Here is a 17550-nt window from a genome sequence, read left to right on the forward strand (position 1 = left end):
AAATCCAAACACCAACCAAAAAACCCAGAAAACCAACAAAAATTAATGCGAATCACTCCCATCCACCGCCAAGCGCCCCATACAGACGAACGACATCAACCGATTCCTGCTCAACCGCAGAAACCAATCCCCCCTCACTCCCAAACAAACGACGCTCAGAATCCAGAACACGCAGAAAACTATCCAGGCCATGGCGATACCGGTCCAGCGCCAGCTCATAGGCACGACGATCCGAAACACAACGCGCTGAAAGCTCGTCTTTCCGCTGTCCGTCCTTGGTGAACGCCGTCAGCGCATCATCCACGTCCTTCCACGCAGAAAGCACGGTCTTGCGATACTCAATCGCAGCGGCTTTCTGATTCGCCTTCTTCAGCTCAAGCTGACCAGAGAGTCGGCCACCCTGAAAAATTGGAATCGTGATTGTCGGCCCGACATTCCATGCCCGCGCGTTCCACATCCCGAGATCGCGGAACGAAAAGGACTGCATCCCGAAACCGGCATCGATGGTGATCCGTGGATAAAAATCGGCGATGGCCTGCCCTACCTCCGCCGTGGCCGCATGCAGTTCAGCGCTGGCAGCCCGAATATCCGGACGCCGTTCTGCAAGCTGAGACGGTATGCCAACAGGCACACGGGGCGGCAGCGGTTGCAATGAACTCGGCGCAGCCAGCTCTCCGTCAAGACTTCCCGGCGGGGTGCCCATCAACAGACTGATCGCATTGATCTCGAGTTTCACTTCCTGCTCAAGCTGAGGAATCTGCGACTGAACCGTTTCGAGTTCCGAGCGGGCCTCTTCCTGATCCAGCTCGCTGACCATCCCATGCTGATAACGGGCCGAACTCAGATCCAGCATCTTCTGAGCGTCATCCCGATTCTGCTTCAGGATATCAAGCTGCTGCTGCGTTCCCCGCAACGTGACATAATCTCGCGCCAGATCGGCTTCGCGAGCGATCAGCACAGACCGGCGTTCTTCTGCCGTTTCATCAAGATAAGCCTGTGCTGCTTCGTACTGACGACGCACGCGCCCCCACAGATCCAGTTCCCATGTGGCGTCCACCCCATCACGCCACTGATCAAGCAGCGGGATGGTGGTGTTACTGGAACTGCTCTGCAACAGATCCCCGATTGAGCCGCCGGTGCTTTTGCCGATGTGCTCGACAATCCGCTTCAACTGCTGCGAGCTGTACTGAGCCCGCGTATAGGAGCCGGATGCGCTGAGCATCGGAAAGCGTTCTGCGCCCGCCAAAATCAGCTGGGCACGGCTTTCGGCAAGCTGGGCGGTCGCTTTCTGGACATCCAGATTCTGCGAAGCAAGACGTTTTTCCAGAGAAGTCAGTTCGGGGTCCTGGAAAATATTCCACCAGTTGACGTCCGGAGCATCGGGCACCGTCACACTTCCACCCGCACCAGCCTGCGCCATTTTCCACTGAGGCGGCGTCCAGGACTGCGGCTTCTTGTAATTCGGGCCGACCGCGCATCCCGACAAAAGGACAGCGAGACCGATCAGAACCCGCTTCGATTTCGCTGCGCCCATGACCATTCTTTTTCCAACTCCGAACGCTTTATCCATTCCGGTCCATGACCGGCACGCATCGCCTGCATGACAAATCGGGCGAACCGCTCCCGCTTCGCCGCCCCTAAATATACCAAGCCGATCCGGACATCCTTGACGCTGACCGATCGGTTCGGTCAGCATACCCTATCGGCTTTCCCCAACGCGTCAATCGCGCTGCCACTCTGGATTTACTCGCGCCGACTTTAAGGTAGGTCATGCAAAACACTGACACTTCGTCCCCCTGCCCCATCTCCAGAGGGTCTTCTGGCAAGCGTGAGCAAATTCTCAACGGTGCCGAAACGGTCTTCGGTGAGAACGGGTATGAAGGCGCAAGCATGTCCCTGATCGCCCGACAGGCGGGCGTATCAAAAGGAACGCTCTACAACTACTTTCAGGGCAAGGAAGAGCTTTTTACCGCGTTTGTGAGAGAGAAAACGGAGCAGGCGCTTCCCACCGCCTTCAAGGCCTTCAACGCCGACCTCCCGCCCGATCAGACGCTGCATGCACTTGCCCGCTCCATCATCGGCATTCTCATCGCTCCGACACCGCGGATGCTCTATCGCATCATCATCGCCGAAGCCGAGCGTTTCCCTCATCTGGCGCAGACGCTTTGGGAACATGGACCGAGGATGTCCATCGACGCCTTGGCGCGGTGGCTCACGGACCGCACAGCCAGAGGGGAATTACAGGTCGAAGATCCGGTGCTTGCTGCCGAACAGTTTTATTCGCTGTGCATGACGCGCATCGTCAATCGCAGCCGCCTGCGCGTGCCCGTTTCGATGACAGACAACGATATCCGGCGTGTAGCCGATGCCGCCGTTTCCATGTTCCTCGCGGAATATGCTGTGAGGTGAAAGTTCTTTTACCTGTAGCCGATCACGCAACCCTTTCGCCTTGCCGTGCGTTGAGACCGATACAAGACAAGCGGATATCAGATCCCGCGCTCCCAGTTTTCCGATGAAAGCAATGCTGAACGGAGACGGAACAGTATCCGGTTGCCAACCGAAACGGCGAAAGGAGACTGTCATGGACGACAGAGACAGAACAGACGACAACCTTCCCGGCGCACTGAACACGGCGGCGGATTTCTTCACTCGCGCTCACGGCGATCACTCCGGTCTTGCCAGCGCGGTCAGCGAATATATGGGAAAAGAAGGCGCGCTCGGCATTCCCATAGTTCGCAAGCGCGCCCATGAGGACGGGCTTGATGGACTGCTGGAAGGCTGGCGTGCCCAGATTTCGAAGAAACCGGCTTCCGCAGTTGAGATCAAGAAGCTGATTCCTGACGAGCAGATCAAGAAATTTGCGGATGCCACCGGGCTGTCCGAAGAAGCCGTTCTCAGAGGTCTGGGCGAAGTGGTCCCGGGCATCGTTTACCGGAACGCGCAACGCGAGCGACAGAAAACCCCGCAGGTATAATCGGGAAGATATAAGAAAAGAGGCGATATTCTCGCCTCTTTTTCATTCTTCGCAATATAATTTTTGGCTCAGATGACTTCCAGCGGCACCGCGCGTGTCGGTGGCGCAAACGCCTTATCCAGAGCAGCAAGATCCTCCGCAGTCAGTATGATTTCCTGAGCGGCGACGTTCTCTTTCAGATGCTTTGCCGAACCAGCCTTGGGAATGGCCAGCACGGAGGATTGCCGCAGAACCCAGGCCAGCGCGATCTGCGCAGGTGAGGCAGGCCCCAGACTTGTCTGATGCTGTCGGGCGATATTCACCAGAGTCTGGTTGCGCAACATGCCGCCGCCCTGCCCAAGCGGTGAATAGGCCATCGTCACAAGATGGCTTGCACGATCCTGATCCAGAAGATCGAATTCGATTCCTCTATGTTCCAGACAGTAAAGAACCTGATTGGTCATGCAGGAAGCACCCTGCGGGATATCCAGAAGCTCTTCCATATCTGCGACATCGAAGTTTGAAACACCCCAACTGCCGATGTGCCCCTCTTCCTGAAGTTTCTCGAAGGCTTCTATCGTTTCTTCCAGAGGTACACTGCCCCGCCAGTGCAGAAGGTAGAGATCGATAAAATCAGTGCCGAGACGCTTGAGCGAAGCCTTGCAGCTTTTTATGGCCGCCTGACGGGATGCATTCGACGGCAGCACTTTCGTGACCAGAAACACCTCGTCACGCCGTCCCTTTATGGCTTCCCCCACAACATTTTCCGACCGGCCATTGCCATACATTTCCGCCGTGTCGATCACGTTCAGGCCAAGATCCAGCCCGGTCCTCAGACTGGCAATTTCATCACTCCGGCGGGTGGCGTCATCGCCCATGTTCCATGTTCCCATTCCCAATGCAGGAACACTTTGGCCGTTTTTGAATTTTACCGTGCGTTTCATGGTAGATGCTCCCTCTGGGGATCCATGCAATCGGTTTTCAGAAATATGTTCGGCCTCCGATGAGGCCTTGACCTGAAATCCTCGATATCTGCTGGGTCAGTTCTTGTCTGTTCGACGACAACGCCTGAAACGAACAAACGATCCCCGGACGAATACATTCTTCGCCCCAGCTTCGGCGCATCAGCGCGCGCGGGACCAGCCCTTCACGTCCTGTCGCCAGTAAGCCAGTGCGTGTCCTGCCTCACGAAGTGCGCTCCAGCGCAGACGTGCCTCTGCAACAGCCGCTTCGTCACGTCCATCGAACAGATCAAACACGCGCTCGAACGTCGCGACCTCTAATATCTTTGAAATACCCAGTAGAAAAAGGAAATGCGCCCCATTCGGCACGTCATCACCCGCCGTAATCCAGATGGGCTGGCGCTCAGGATATTTACCGCCGGTCGCAGCATGCGGCAACCACACAGGCTCGGGGACTTTCCACAACGCTTCATCCAACGTTGCCACCTGTTGCGGGTCGCCGCAGCGCACCACAGCTCTCTTGCCCGCATCAAGTGTCTTGCCCAACAGGACCGGCAGCGCTTCAAGCGCTCCGGTCCGTGTCAGGTGATAGAAACCGACTTCCGCCACGCGGCCTATCAGCCCTCGAACTGACGAACGAAGCGGTCAAGCAGACGGACACCGAAGCCCGTCGCCCCTTTCGGCGAACCGCCCTTTGCTTTCGACGCCCAGGCCGTGCCGGCAATGTCGAGATGCGCCCACGGCGTCTCACCCACGAAGCGCTTGAGGAACTGCGCCGCCGTGATGGAACCGCCCGCACGACCACCGCCGATGTTCTTCATGTCGGCAATGTCGGACTTGAGCTGCTTGTCATACTCGTCGCCCATCGGCATCCGCCAGAGCTTCTCTTCGGTCTCGGTGCTGGCTTCCGTCAGCTTTCCAGCCAGCATGTCATCGTTCGAGAACAGTCCGGCATATTCATGTCCGAGTCCGACAATGATCGCGCCGGTCAACGTGGCCAGATCGACCATGTAGCGGGGTGAGAACGTCTCCCGCGCATACCAGAGCACATCGGCCAGAACGAGACGGCCTTCCGCGTCGGTGTTCAGCACCTCGATGGTCTGGCCGGATGCGCTGCGCACCACATCACCCGGACGCTGCGCCGTGCCGGACACCATGTTCTCGACAAGACCGACCAGACCGACGGCATTCACCTTTGCCTTACGGCCCGCCAGTGCTGCCATCAGACCAGTGACGACACCGGCACCGGCCATGTCCCACTTCATGTCTTCCATGCCAGCGGCTGGCTTGATGGAAATGCCGCCAGAATCGAAAGTCACGCCCTTTCCGACAAACGCCAGCGGCGCGGAATCATCACCTGCGCCATTCCAGCGCATGACGACCATACGCGGCTCATTGGCGCTGCCCTGCGCCACGCCGAGCAATGCTCCGAACTTCAGTTTCTCCAGCGCAGGGACATCGAACACTTCGACTTCGACGCCGAGTTTTTTCAGTTCCTCCGCGCGCTTGGCGAATTCGACAGGCGTGAGAATGTTGGCAGGCTCACTGACCAGATTACGCGTGAGGGTGACACCCTTGGCAACAGCCTCCCAGCCGCTCCATGCGGCCTTTGCGCCATCCACATCGTTCGTGAGAACGGTCAAGGAAGCCAGCTTCGGCTTCTCGTCCTTTTTCTCCGTCGTGCGGTAGCGGTCGAAACGATACAGACCAAGCGAAGCGCCAAGCGCCACATGCACGGCAAGATCAGCGTCAAAGGCCGCCGTCGAGATCGCGCCCTGCGAATGGGCCGTCAGTGCCTGCGCGGCCACACCACCTGCCTGCTCGGCAAGGGTGGGTGTCACGTCCTTTTTTTCACCAAGTCCGACCAGAACCACACGCTCCAACGTAGCGGTGGGAGCAAGGACGACGCAGGTCGCGCCTTTTTTGAACGTAAAGGAAGCGGCTTCGATCGCCCGGCTCAGGGCGCCATTGGTCGCCTTGTCCACAGTAACGAAAAAGTCCGAACGCTGACCATCCGCGAACTCGGGAAGAGCCAATGCACCGCTGGAGGGAAGAGCGAGGCCGGAGAAACTGATCTCTGTCACGTTGACGCCTTTTTCTGTCTGTCGGGACGATCCTGTCCCGAAGCTATCCACCATTAGAGGTAGCGACGGGGAGAAAACTTGGCAACGGGCCCAGCCTCCCCGGCTATTTCTTCGCCAGAATGGATCTGACCAGACCGATCTGCTCCGGCGGGCAGCAGACATAGCCCCCATTGCCATCTTCCAGCGGCCAGACGACCAGACCTATGTCGGCATAGATGGGGAGGAATGTTTCTCCCACCAGCCAGAACACGGGCCATTTACCTTCCTGAAACGCCAGATCCCGCAAACGCCAGATGACCGACGTGCTGTCGGCGTCATCTCCCGCCGGATCACCAAGTCCGACGACGAAAGTCCCGCGCCTGCGGAGCGGAATGGCTGCGTTGCCGGCCTCCCCCGTGACCAACCCATGTGCGAAGCCTCCGGGAAGGACGGTGAACGAATGATCAAGACTGTGATACCACTCGGCATTCTTCTCGTTCCACGGCCTGACAATCACACGCCCCGGCCGCGCCAGCCGTGCGATCACCAGCAGGCCGAGCACGCCGGCCACCGTCACGATCCAGCGCGCCTGACTACCCTCCGGCACGAACAGTTCCCACCAGCTGTCCGTCGCCTCGCGATGGGTGCCGATCAGCAGAGCGCAACCGATCAGCAGCACCAGCGATGCGATGGTGGAAAAAGAGAGCGGCTCACTGAGAAGCTTGGCGTGCCGGTAATAGCAGCGGCGGAAAGGCGCGATCAGGAAAGCGGAGAAAGCCAGCACGACCGACACGATCGGCGCATGTCCGCGCAGGAAAGTCGCCGCCGCCGCCACGACCAGAACGATAAGTGTCGAACCCCATGCCAGCGTCACCCGCTGCGACAGGCCAACCGCCAAGGCGATCAACGATGCACCGACCAGCGTTAGGGCATAGCCACTGACCTGCCGGGCGATGAACATCATCACCTTCGATCCCGCATGCATATGCACCGGGTTGATGATCGGCAGCACCATCAGCAGGATACCGCATAGCGCCACCACGCCGGTCGCTACCGCGACGGAGAAATCCGCCTCACTCTCCCGCACCACCTGACTGGGCCGCCGTTCCTTGCGCACCGGCTTGCCTTTGGCTTCATCATTGCGATGCAGGGCCGCATCACCACGCAGGAACAGTTCGTGCGCCGCGAACATGCCTCCTGCCAAAAAAAGCGGGATGATGTAGTAGAACAGCCGAAAGACGAGGATCACGCCGATGATCTGCGGCTTAGGCATATAGGGACCGAGCGCCAGCAGCATAGCGCTGTCGAAGACCCCGAGACCACCCGGTACACTGGCTACAAGCCCGGCGGTATAAGACGCGATGTAGATGGCGAGGAATGAGGCATAATCGACCGTATGGGGCGGCAGCAGCACCCATGCGATGGCCGCCGTCGCAGCCATATCCGCCGCTGACACCACTGTCTGCGCGATGGCCATGGGCGCGGAAGGCAGTTCGATCGTCTTGCCGCGGAACGTGAGTTCCCGCCATTTCAGACCAGCCGCGATATAACCCAGCACACCCAGCCAGAGGACTATGCCAATCCCGGCGATGACGGGGGCAGGCAGGCGCCCTCCCAGCCCCGGCACCGCGCCCGGTTCCAGCAGCAGCACGCTGCCAATAAGCACCGAGGCGCCAAGCAGGTAAGTCGCCGAGCAGAACGCAATGATATGCGCAATGGCGAAGGGCGGCAGACCCCAGTTCCGGTAAAGCCGGAAACGGACCGCGGCACCCGAGACGGCGGAAAAGCCGAGATTATGCGACAGGACGTAGGAACAGAACGCAGCGAAGGCTGTCTTGAGAAAAGACAGATGCCTGTGGCCGACCTGTATGACGGCCAGTCGGTCGTAGAAGGACAGGATGAAATAGGACAGGACAGTGCAGCCAACGCCCGCCCAGAGCGCATTTGGCGGAATGCTCGACAGAGCCGTGCGGATATCGGCCATGCTGAGGGACTGCACTTCGCGTCGGACGACAATAATGGCCGCGATCATGAGCAGAAGGCCCATGAGATGCGGCAGATGCTTCAGCCAGCGCTTCCAGCCTTTTGGCTGTTCGTCCTGTAGCGTGGGCGTATCCTGTGCCGCGGCCGCGACACGCTCGGCCATGGCATCTTCAATATCCGGGGAAAACGGAACAGGCTTTTCCCCAGGTTTGCGCGTCATCGGCATGGCGCGCCCTCAGGCCTCCGCGCTCCGCACCAGCGCGGCCTCAATCAGCGCAATGGTCCCCCGCACACCGTAAAGCGCGATGAAACCGCCAAAACGCGGCCCCTCACTCTGGCCCAGCAGCACCTCATAGAGGCACGTGAACCAGCTCCGCAGCGGCTCGAATGCGTGACGTTTGCCAATTTCAAACACAAGGTTCTGGAGCATGTCCGCCGACACTTCCTCCCCTTCATACATCTTGAGTGATTCAGCCAGATCCGCCAGCGCCTTCTGCTCCTTCTCGTCCGGCAGACGATAGCTCTTCGCCGGACGCACGAAATCCGCGTAGAACACGATCGCGCGCTCGACGAGAGTCGCCAGCATCGGATGCGTCTCGGGCGAGACGTCCGGATCGTAGCGCTTGATAAAGCCCCACATCACTTCCGGCGTTTCGGCATTGGCCACGCTCGCAAGATTCAGCAGCATGCTGAAGGACAGCGGGCTACCCGCATGATCCGGCACATGACCGGCCTGAATGAACCATGCCGGGTTGGCGCACAGAGCCAGACGGTCCGCGTCCAGTGTCTCTGCCTCTTCACCAGCCGTGATCCGCGCCTGCAATGCGCCAGCTTTCTCCACATGCGACAGATATTCGTCCGTCGCCTTCGGGATGACATCGAAGAACAGACGCTTCGCCCGCTGCGGCTGGTTGAACATATACTGCCCAAGGCTCTCTGGCGGCGCGTAACGCAGCCATTCCTCGACCGACAGACCATTTCCCTTGGACTTGGAAATCTTCTGCCCGTGCTCATCGAGGAACAGTTCGTAAGTCAGGCCGGCAGGCGGTGTGGAACCAAGAATGCGGCAGATGCGACCGGACAGACGCACGCTGTCGATCAGATCCTTGCCGGACATTTCGTAATCGACGCCGAGCGCATACCAGCGCATGGCCCAGTCGGCCTTCCACTGCATCTTCGCAGCGCCGCCGGTCACGGGCGTCTCGAAACGCTCGCCGTTCTCGTCGGTCCAGAAGACCGTGCCCGCTGCCGGATCGACCTTGTCGATATGCACCTGCATGACATTGCCGGTCTTCGGATGGATCGGCAGGACCGGCGAATAGGTCGCGCGGCGTTCTTCGCCCAACGTCGGCAGAATGACGGCGCAGATCTCATCATGCACTTCCAGCACGCGCTTCAGCGCGGCGTCGAAGCGGCCAGACGTATAATATTCGGTCGAGGACGCAAATTCGTAGTCAAAACCGAACCCGTCTAGGAACGACCGCAGACGGGCGTTGTTGTGGGCGGCAAAGGAATCGTGCGTGCCAAACGGATCGGGCACCCTTGTCAGCGGCTTGCCGATGAACTCCGCCAGCATCTCGCGGTTCGGCACATTGTCCGGAACCTTCCGCAGCGCGTCCATGTCATCGGAGAACGCGAGCAGATGGGAAGGCTTTCCCGTCAGCGCCGTATAAGCCTGACGCACCCAGCTCGTGCGGGCCACCTCGCCGAACGTGCCGATATGCGGCAGGCCGGATGGACCATATCCCGTTTCCAGCAGCGCCGGTCCATCACTGCCTTTGGCGGCGACGTGATCGGCGAGTTTCTGCGCCTCCTGAAAGGGCCACGCTTTGGGTGCGGCGCCGGACGGCAGGAGGGAATGGAGCGCAGGGTTTACGATTTGGTCAGACATGAGGCGGGAAGCTATGAAGAGAGCGGCTTCTGGTCAATGCAAATCACGATCCGGAGCTTTTCAGAGAATACTGTCCCCTGCGCCGGTGCTGGGTTATGTAGGCTCTCCATGACGCGTTTCAGCCAAAGAACCTTCCGCATGTCTCTTGTCGGCTCCGCCCGTTTCGCCTTTCTTTCCCTTGGTCTGACCACGGCTCTGTATTCGCCGGACCTTCTGTCCGCCGCCCGCGCGGATTCCGCCCCCATGCCTCCCGTCACCACCGACGCGCATGGGGTTCCGAACAGCTTTGCGGATCTGGCGGATCGTCTCCTCCCCGCCGTGGTCAACGTCTCCTCGACGCAGACCGTGAAAGGCGATTCGGACGACGACGAGGAAGACGGCGATTCAGGCCCGCAGATTCCCCAGTTTCCACCGGGGTCGCCGTTCGAGAAGTTCTTCCATGACTTCATGAACCGCCAGAACGCCCCCAATGCGCCTCCGCGCAAGATGCAGGCGCTCGGCTCCGGCTTCATCATCGACCCGACAGGCTACGTGGTGACCAACAACCACGTCATCCGTCATGCCGACCGCATCACCGTCACCCTTCAGGACAACACCGTCCTCCCCGCGAAGGTGATCGGCCACGATGACCGCACCGACCTCGCGCTGCTGAAGGTCACGTCGCCGCATCCCCTGCCCTTCGTGTCGTTCGGCGACAGCGATACCGCCCGCGTCGGCAACTGGGTGCTGGCCATCGGCAACCCGTTCGGCCTGTCCGGCACGGTGACGGCGGGCATCGTCTCCTCGCGCGGACGCAATATCGATCAGGGCCCGTATGATGACTTCATCCAGACCGACGCCCCCATAAACAAGGGCAACTCGGGCGGTCCGCTGTTCGACATGCACGGCGCGGTCATCGGCGTGAACACCGCCATCTATTCTCCCTCCGGCGGCTCCGTAGGCATAGGCTTCTCCATTCCGGCCAATGAAGCGCGCGGAATCCTTGAGCAGTTGCGCAAGACCGGCCACGTCTCGCGCGGCTGGATCGGCGTGCGGATTCAGGATGTCACGCAGGAAATCGCCGATGGGCTGGGTCTGAAACCCGCCAAAGGGGCTCTCATCGCTGGCAGCGATCCGAAAGGCCCCGCCGCCAAGGCTCATCTCGAAACAGGTGACGTCATTCAGGCGCTGAACGGCAAACCCATCGAAGGCCGCGCCCTGCCACGCCTCATTGCGGATCTGCCAGTCGGTTCACAGGCCACCCTGACGATCTGGCGACATGGCAAGACACAGGACATGCCGATCACCATCGGCGCGCTTCCGGAAAGCAAGGAAGAAGCCACTGCGCGTCAGGCACCAAAGAAAGACACCAAGTCTTCCGACAAGGATGCCGATCTCGGGATGCTTGGCTTCAAGGGGCGCGCCGTGACCGATGATCTGCGTCGCAAGTTCCGCCTGTCGGACGATCAGAAGGGCGTGGTGGTCACGGATGTTACGGATGGCAGTCCTGCTGCCGAACGGGGTCTCAAGGCTGGTGATGTCATCACCCAGATCCAGCAGAGCGCGGTGAACACCCCTGCCGATCTGCACAAGGGCGTCGAAGATGCCCGCAAGGCGCACCGCCGTTCGGTTCTCCTGCTGGTCCACGACATGGACGGTCTCCGGTGGGTTCCCTTTCCGCTGGACACAGGTCATTAAAGGAAAAATGTTGCAACCGGACGGAATGACAGATGGCTGCTGACCTGCGCCTGACCCTCAGGATCGATGTGGACGGACATCCCGGCCTTGGACATGGCAAGATCCGGCTGCTCGAACATCTCGCGAGCACCGGCTCGATTTCCGCAGCAGGCCGGGCGATGGGCATGTCCTATCGGCGTGCGTGGCTGCTTGTGGACGCCCTCAATAACCAGTTCAGCCAGCCGCTTGTCGCCACCAAACCCGGTGGCGGCGGCGGGGCACAACTGACAGAGGCAGGTCAGCGCGTGATCCAGTGCTATCGCGAAGCCGAGCGCACGGCGCTTCAGGGCGCAAAAGTTCCACTCGACGAGCTTGCCAGCCTGCTGCGTCGCCCTCAAAAAGTCTCTACCCTGTGATTCAGTGACGTAGACCAAGAACAATCCGGACACAGATCGGGAGTATAAGCAGAGTGTCATCTTCAGTTTTTCGCCGGGACTTCCTCCGGGCCGGAAGCGGCGTCGCTTTGGCTGCCCTTACCACGGACCTGTTCAGCGGCACGGCAAAAGCTGCGGATGCCCCGTCAGCGCCCATCCCTTTCGATAACAGTACCGTTACCCAGATTGCGCGTCGTCTATCGACGAAGCCTTACAGCGCTCCAGAACAGTCGCTGCCCAAGGCCATTTCCAATCTGACATTCGACCAGTTCCGCTCCATCGAATTCCGGCCCGATCAGGCGCTATGGCATGGCCAGAACCTTGCCTTCGATGTGGAGTTCTTCCCGCGCGGCTTCCTCTATCCGCAGCGCATCGAAATGTATGAAGTGGTGGATGGAAAGTCGGCACCCGTCCCCTACACGCCGGACATGTTCACTTACGGCGATCCGATGCTGCGCGTAACGGACAATCTCGGTTTCGCCGGACTGCGTCTGCGCTATGCCATCAACACACCGGGCGTGATGGAAGAATGCGCCGTTTTCCTTGGTGCTTCCTACTTCCGCGCTGTCGCCAAGGGACAGAACTACGGTCTGTCCGCGCGCGGTTTCGCCGATGGAACCGGCGATCCGAAAGGCGAGGAGTTCGCCATTTTCCGCTCCTTCTGGATCGAGAAGCCGCAACCCGGCGTCGATTCCGTGGTGGTCCATGCGCTGCTGGACAGCCCATCCGTGACTGGCGCGTTCCGCTTCACCATCCGGCCGGGCGAGACAACCATCTTCGATGTGCAGTCCACGCTCTTCCCGCGTGTAAAGATCGAGCAGTCCGGCGTGGCCGCGCTGACCGGCATGTTCTATTTCGACTCCAACGATCGCAACCATATTGATGACTGGCGTCCTGCCGCGCATGACAGCGAAGCGCTCCAGATCTGGACAGGCTCCGACCAGCAGCTTTACCGCCCGCTTCGGAACCCGCTGGACCTCCAGTTCTCCGCCTTCAGCGACATCTCGCCACGCGGGTTCGGACTGATGCAGCGTCGCCGGGACTTCCATGATTTCGAGGATCTTGCCCTCAACTACGAGAAGCGCCCCTCGCTCTGGATCGAACCGATCGGCGACTGGGGCGCGGGCTTTGTTGATCTGGTCGAAATCCCGACCCCCAATGAAGTCAACGACAACATCGTCTCGTTCTGGCGTCCGAAAGACCCGATGCAGGCGGGACATGAATATAATTTCACCTACCGCATGTATTGGGGCATGGACGTGCCCTTCCCGACGGAACTGGCCCGTGTTGGTGCAACGCGCGTCGGCGCGGTGACCGACCACAAGGAAGGCCGGTTCTTCGCCATCGACTTCACGGGGGGGCCGGTCAGCAACACCAAGCCGGACGCACAGTTCCACCTCATCCCGCACACCTCCGCGGGAACGATCAAGAATGTGGTCGTGGAGCCAAATCCGAACATCAATGGCTGGCGTACGACCTTCGAGTTCTATCCGGGCGATGCCAAACTGGCGGAAATGAACGTGGTTCTCGCCAATGACCAGGGGCCTGTTTCAGAGCAATGGATGTATCGATGGACGCCGTGACCGAAGCTCCCGGCACCACCCACGCCTTTCACGCCCTGCCTCCAGAAGCTCCCCTGCGCATGGACGTGCAGGATCTCCATGCCCGGCCTGATCTGCATGGACGAGAGTGGCACGCGCCCACCGAACCGGCCCTTATCACCCTCCGGCGACTCGCTGTCGTGGGGTCGGCCCTCGCGCTCACAGTCTACGGCGCTTACCAGACCCACCTCGTGCTCGACGCCAACGGATTTTCCGTGCTCGGCGTCATCATGGAGGTGCTATTTGTCCTGCTTTTCACATGGATCGCGCTGGCCTTCACCTCTTCGGTTGCGGGCTTCTGGTCCCTGCTGACGAAGGGCGGTCTGGGCCTTGGCATCCATACGGACGGCCCGCTGCCAGAACTGAAGACCCGCGTCGCGCTGCTGATGCCGACCTACAATGAAGATCCGCACCGTGTGATGGCTGGCCTCCGCGCCATTTACGCCAGTCTTCAGGAAACCGGACGTGCGGATGCGTTCGATATCTTCATCCTCTCCGACACCACCAACCCGGATGTGTGGGTCACAGAGGAAGCCGCCTTCCTCGCCCTGCGTCGGGATACGGGGGACGACAGACACATTTTCTACCGTCGCCGCGCCAAGAACATCGAACGCAAGGCGGGCAATGTCGGCGAATGGGTGCGTCGCTTCGGTGGCGCTTATCCGCTCATGGTCACGCTGGACGCGGACTCCGTCATGGACGGTCGTACACTGGTGCAAATCGCCGCCGCGATGGAACGCAACCCGCAGGTCGGTTTGATCCAGACACTGCCGATCATTGCAGGCGGCACGACCCTCTTCGCCCGGATGCAGCAGTTCGCCGGACGCGTCTATGGCCCGCTGATCGCCCATGGCATCGCATGGTGGCACGGCGCGGCCAGCAACTACTGGGGGCACAACGCCATCATCCGGACGGCGGCCTTCGCCGAACAGGCCGGACTGCCGCACCTGCCGGGACGCAAACCCTTCGGCGGCCACATTCTGAGCCACGACTTCGTGGAAGCCGCGCTGATGCGGCGCGGCGGCTGGGCCATTCACATGGTTCCGGCCCTGCTCGGCTCCTACGAGGAAAGCCCGCCGTCGCTGACAGACGTGGCGATCCGTGACCGTCGCTGGTGTCAGGGCAATCTCCAGCATTACAAGGTCATCCCGACCAAGGGGCTGCACTGGCTGAGCCGAATGCATATGATGATCGGCATCGGAGCTTACGTGACGTCTCCGCTGTGGCTGGTCTTTCTGCTCGTCGGTATCCTGATTTCGTTGCAGGCACGCTTTGTCCGCCCGGAATATTTCGGCGACACCAAGACACTTTACCCGCACTGGCCGCAGGTCGATCCAGTGCGCGCGAAATATGTGTTCATCGCCACGATGGCCATTCTGCTCGCGCCGAAACTGTTCGCCTATATCGCCCTGTTCTTCAACAGAACGACGCTGAAAGGCTGTGGCGGTGCGATCCGGACAGCGTGCTCCATTGTGGTGGAGACGCTGATCGGCGGCCTGATCGCTCCGATCGCCATGCTGATCCAGACAGGCGGCGTGATCTCCATTCTCAGCGGACAGGATTCCGGCTGGAACGCGCAGCGTCGTGACGATGGCGGCGTGCCATTCAGCGTCATCGTCAAAGGCTACTGGCGCTACACCCTGTTTGGCCTGATCCTTGGCACAGCGGCATGGGCTGTCTCCATTTCCCTGTTCCTCTGGATGACGCCTGTGCTGCTCGGTCTGGTGCTCGCCATCCCACTCGCAGCCTTCACGGCCAGTCGCGATGCGGGGCAGGCTTTGCGTCGTGCCGGACTGCTGCTCGTTCCGGAAGAAACGCAGACGCCGGATGTGCTGCTGAAAGCCGCCGCCACGATCGCACAACCCGGGCCTGACCTGCCGGATGAGGCGATGGATGCTCTCCGTGCGGACCCCATCCTGCTGGCCGCCCACCGCGCCATGCTGCCGCCCCCGCGCAAACCGGGAGACCCGATTGAGGCGGAGCAGCTCGTTGGCCTACTGAAACTTCAGGAAGCCCATTCCGTCGAGGAAGCGGAGGCTGCTCTTTCCCCGAAGGAAAAGGCCGCCGCTCTCGCCACCGCCAGTGGAATCGACCGGTTGCTTGTTCTGCCCCGGTAACCCGTCCACACAGACCTGCTCAGCTTTTTCACAACCCCGTTATCGAAGAGAGAATTTTCTCTCCGGTAACGGGGTTTTTCATGACCGGACATTGCTGTTTCTCCGTGCAAACCACTCGCACGCGCAATCGGAAAACTCTGTCACTTCAATGATCTGCATTAAAAAAGGGCGCTCATTCAAAAGCCGCATAACGCTCATTCTGCGAGATGCGAATGCAAGTCATTTCTTATATCACGTTGAAAAATAAAGGATTTTTCTTGCGATCGGACAAAAATCAGGTGTAAGGACACTCCATATTCAACACTGTCACTGCAAATGAGAGACTCATGGCCATCAAAGATCCGAAAGTTATCGAACACCTGAATATCCAGCTCACCAACGAGCTGACGGCGATCAACCAGTACTTCCTGCACGCCCGCACGCTGAACCACTGGGGTGTCACCCTGCTGGGCAAGAAGGAATACGAGGAATCCATCGAGGAAATGCGTCACGCCGACTGGCTGATCGAGCGCATTCTCTATCTCGGCGGCCTGCCGAACGTGCAGCGCTACAACACCATTCTTATCGGCCAGAGCGTCAAGGAAATCCTTGAATGCGACCTGAAGCTTGAGGAGAAGGCTCTTGGAGATCTGCGCGAAGGTATCGCTTACTGCGAGAGCGTCCGCGACTACGTCTCCCGTGACCTGCTGCTCAAAATCCTCGACAACGAGGAAGAGCATGAGGACTTCATCGACCGCCAGTTCGACCTGATCAAGCAGGTTGGCATCGAGAACTATATCCAGCTCAACTCCGGCCCTGCCAACGAGGGCTGAACAGACTTACTTCTATCTGTTCGTTCGACGAAGGGAGACCTCTTGCGAGGTCTCCCTTTGCCGTTGCGCCCCCCGACGCCGCTACTCCCGCCAAAAACGATCAGGCGGAAGCAGCAACCCTGTGAGCGACAGGCCAGAGTACCTGGGCCATCGCCATATCATTTGTCCGCCAGCGCGCCAGCGCCGTTAAAGAGGCCGCCGCCACCGGCTTTGTCAGGCTGGCTGTTACCGCCTCCGCCTTTTTCCGCCTGACAGGCTTCTTCGGCATCGCCTGTGCATCTCCCAACGTATCAGGCCGCACACAGGCCCGGCTCAACAGCCAGTAGCCCGCTGAAGCCAGACACGCCGCCAGCTGCGTCATCACCGTCGCAAAAGAGGCGATCACGTGCCGTTGCGCGAAAACTCTCCGCAGCGTTGCCCGCATCCCATGCTCATCGCCGGACTGCGCCTGAGCCGTCGCATCCAGAAGCACCCGCTCCGCCAGAGTGACAGCATCGCAACCACGTGTGCGGATATCGGGTAACTGCACTCCACATCCCACACAGCGATCCAGCGCCTGTCTGAAAACGTCCCGCAGCGTATCGAGGTCCTGCCGGAAAAACAGACCGCCAATACTGCCCGCGTCATGCCGGCAATAAGGCCGCCCCGGGCCGGCAAAATACCGGATCATCCAGACAGCAGCCCGTTCGTCGTGGGAAAGATCAACAAGAGCATCGGAAATCACGGTCATCGCACCCTTCGGACCGAAAGGCCCGCTCCCTGTGGTGATGAGTCCTTATAAATGAGAACGATTATCAGTTGCAAATTAAAAAACGTTAGGCCGCACTTTTGATCAACGTGCGCTCTGGCAGATGAGGAAACGCTCGGTGCGTTACAGACAAAATGTAACGATTTAAGACGATTATACCAAAATTAAGATTGCCTGTTTCCCCAGCGCTTCCGATTGGCACCCCCGAAGTTTTCCCGTATACGTAAATTTTTAAAATTATCTTTTTAATAATTGAGGTAAAAACATGGCAATAATCGATGTCGTCATGCCAGTTTTTAACTGCACGAAATACATAGAAGAATCTATAAG

General features: G+C 59.6%; 15 protein-coding genes. 7 read left to right on the top strand and 8 right to left on the bottom strand.

All coding sequences use genetic code 11. The annotated features are described in order from the left end of the window. Positions 1-52: 52 nt before the first annotated feature. On the bottom strand, positions 53-1534 hold the full coding sequence (locus tag ABF824_RS11395) for an efflux transporter outer membrane subunit (RefSeq protein ID WP_415489092.1): 1482 nt from the start codon (positions 1532-1534) through the stop codon (positions 53-55). A 236-nt stretch (positions 1535-1770) separates the two neighbouring features. Between ABF824_RS11395 and ABF824_RS11400 the strand changes: the two genes are divergently transcribed. Then, on the top strand, positions 1771-2409 hold the full coding sequence (locus ABF824_RS11400; protein WP_415489094.1) for a TetR/AcrR family transcriptional regulator: 639 nt from the start codon (positions 1771-1773) through the stop codon (positions 2407-2409). 172 nt (positions 2410-2581) lie between these two features. Continuing rightward, entirely contained in the window at positions 2582-2974 is a 393-nt protein-coding gene (locus tag ABF824_RS11405) for a YidB family protein (protein ID WP_415489096.1), read from the top strand. A 68-nt stretch (positions 2975-3042) separates the two neighbouring features. Here the strand turns inward: ABF824_RS11405 and ABF824_RS11410 are convergent, their stop codons facing one another. From ABF824_RS11410 to ABF824_RS11430, 5 genes are all read right to left on the bottom strand, one after another. Beyond that, positions 3043-3897, bottom strand: coding sequence for an aldo/keto reductase (locus ABF824_RS11410; RefSeq protein WP_415489098.1), 855 nt, complete (start codon positions 3895-3897; stop codon positions 3043-3045). Positions 3898-4077: 180 nt separating this feature from the next. Further along, positions 4078-4524, bottom strand: coding sequence for a DNA polymerase III subunit chi (locus ABF824_RS11415; RefSeq protein WP_415489100.1), 447 nt, complete (start codon positions 4522-4524; stop codon positions 4078-4080). Positions 4525-4532: 8 nt separating this feature from the next. Next, positions 4533-5999, bottom strand: coding sequence for a leucyl aminopeptidase (locus ABF824_RS11420; protein ID WP_415489102.1), 1467 nt, complete (start codon positions 5997-5999; stop codon positions 4533-4535). A 103-nt stretch (positions 6000-6102) separates the two neighbouring features. Beyond that, positions 6103-8025 (bottom strand): lysylphosphatidylglycerol synthase domain-containing protein, encoded by a 1923-nt coding sequence (locus ABF824_RS11425; protein WP_415489118.1) that lies wholly within the window; start codon positions 8023-8025, stop codon positions 6103-6105. Positions 8026-8196: 171 nt separating this feature from the next. Then, complete coding sequence (locus ABF824_RS11430; protein WP_415489104.1) at positions 8197-9852, bottom strand: lysine--tRNA ligase; 1656 nt, start codon at positions 9850-9852, stop codon at positions 8197-8199. A 138-nt stretch (positions 9853-9990) separates the two neighbouring features. Here ABF824_RS11430 and ABF824_RS11435 point away from each other — a divergent pair, with 138 nt between their 5' ends. From ABF824_RS11435 to bfr, 5 genes are all read left to right on the top strand, one after another. Next, entirely contained in the window at positions 9991-11529 is a 1539-nt protein-coding gene (locus ABF824_RS11435) for a DegQ family serine endoprotease (protein ID WP_415489106.1), read from the top strand. A gap of 32 nt (positions 11530-11561) precedes the next feature. Beyond that, positions 11562-11924, top strand: a complete 363-nt coding sequence (locus ABF824_RS11440) for a winged helix-turn-helix domain-containing protein (protein ID WP_415489108.1) — start codon at positions 11562-11564, stop codon at positions 11922-11924. Positions 11925-11977: 53 nt separating this feature from the next. Then, the gene (locus tag ABF824_RS11445) at positions 11978-13525 is read left to right on the top strand and encodes a glucan biosynthesis protein (protein WP_415489110.1); all 1548 of its coding nucleotides are present in this window, start codon (positions 11978-11980) and stop codon (positions 13523-13525) included. Beyond that, on the top strand, positions 13513-15660 hold the full coding sequence (mdoH, locus tag ABF824_RS11450; RefSeq protein ID WP_415489112.1) for a glucans biosynthesis glucosyltransferase MdoH: 2148 nt from the start codon (positions 13513-13515) through the stop codon (positions 15658-15660). Before ABF824_RS11445 ends, mdoH begins: the two co-directional genes overlap by 13 nt. A gap of 326 nt (positions 15661-15986) precedes the next feature. Then, the gene (bfr, locus tag ABF824_RS11455) at positions 15987-16472 is read left to right on the top strand and encodes a bacterioferritin (protein ID WP_010667055.1); all 486 of its coding nucleotides are present in this window, start codon (positions 15987-15989) and stop codon (positions 16470-16472) included. A gap of 100 nt (positions 16473-16572) precedes the next feature. Here the strand turns inward: bfr and ABF824_RS11460 are convergent, their stop codons facing one another. Together ABF824_RS11460 and ABF824_RS11465 are read right to left on the bottom strand one after the other, a co-directional pair. Further along, on the bottom strand, positions 16573-17202 hold the full coding sequence (locus ABF824_RS11460) for a hypothetical protein (RefSeq protein ID WP_415489114.1): 630 nt from the start codon (positions 17200-17202) through the stop codon (positions 16573-16575). An 85-nt stretch (positions 17203-17287) separates the two neighbouring features. After that, the coding region (locus tag ABF824_RS11465) for a hypothetical protein (RefSeq protein ID WP_415489116.1) at positions 17288-17550 on the bottom strand (263 nt) is incomplete at its 5' end.

This window comes from Acetobacter sp. (genome assembly GCF_047721705.1).
GTDB lineage: Bacteria > Pseudomonadota > Alphaproteobacteria > Acetobacterales > Acetobacteraceae > Acetobacter.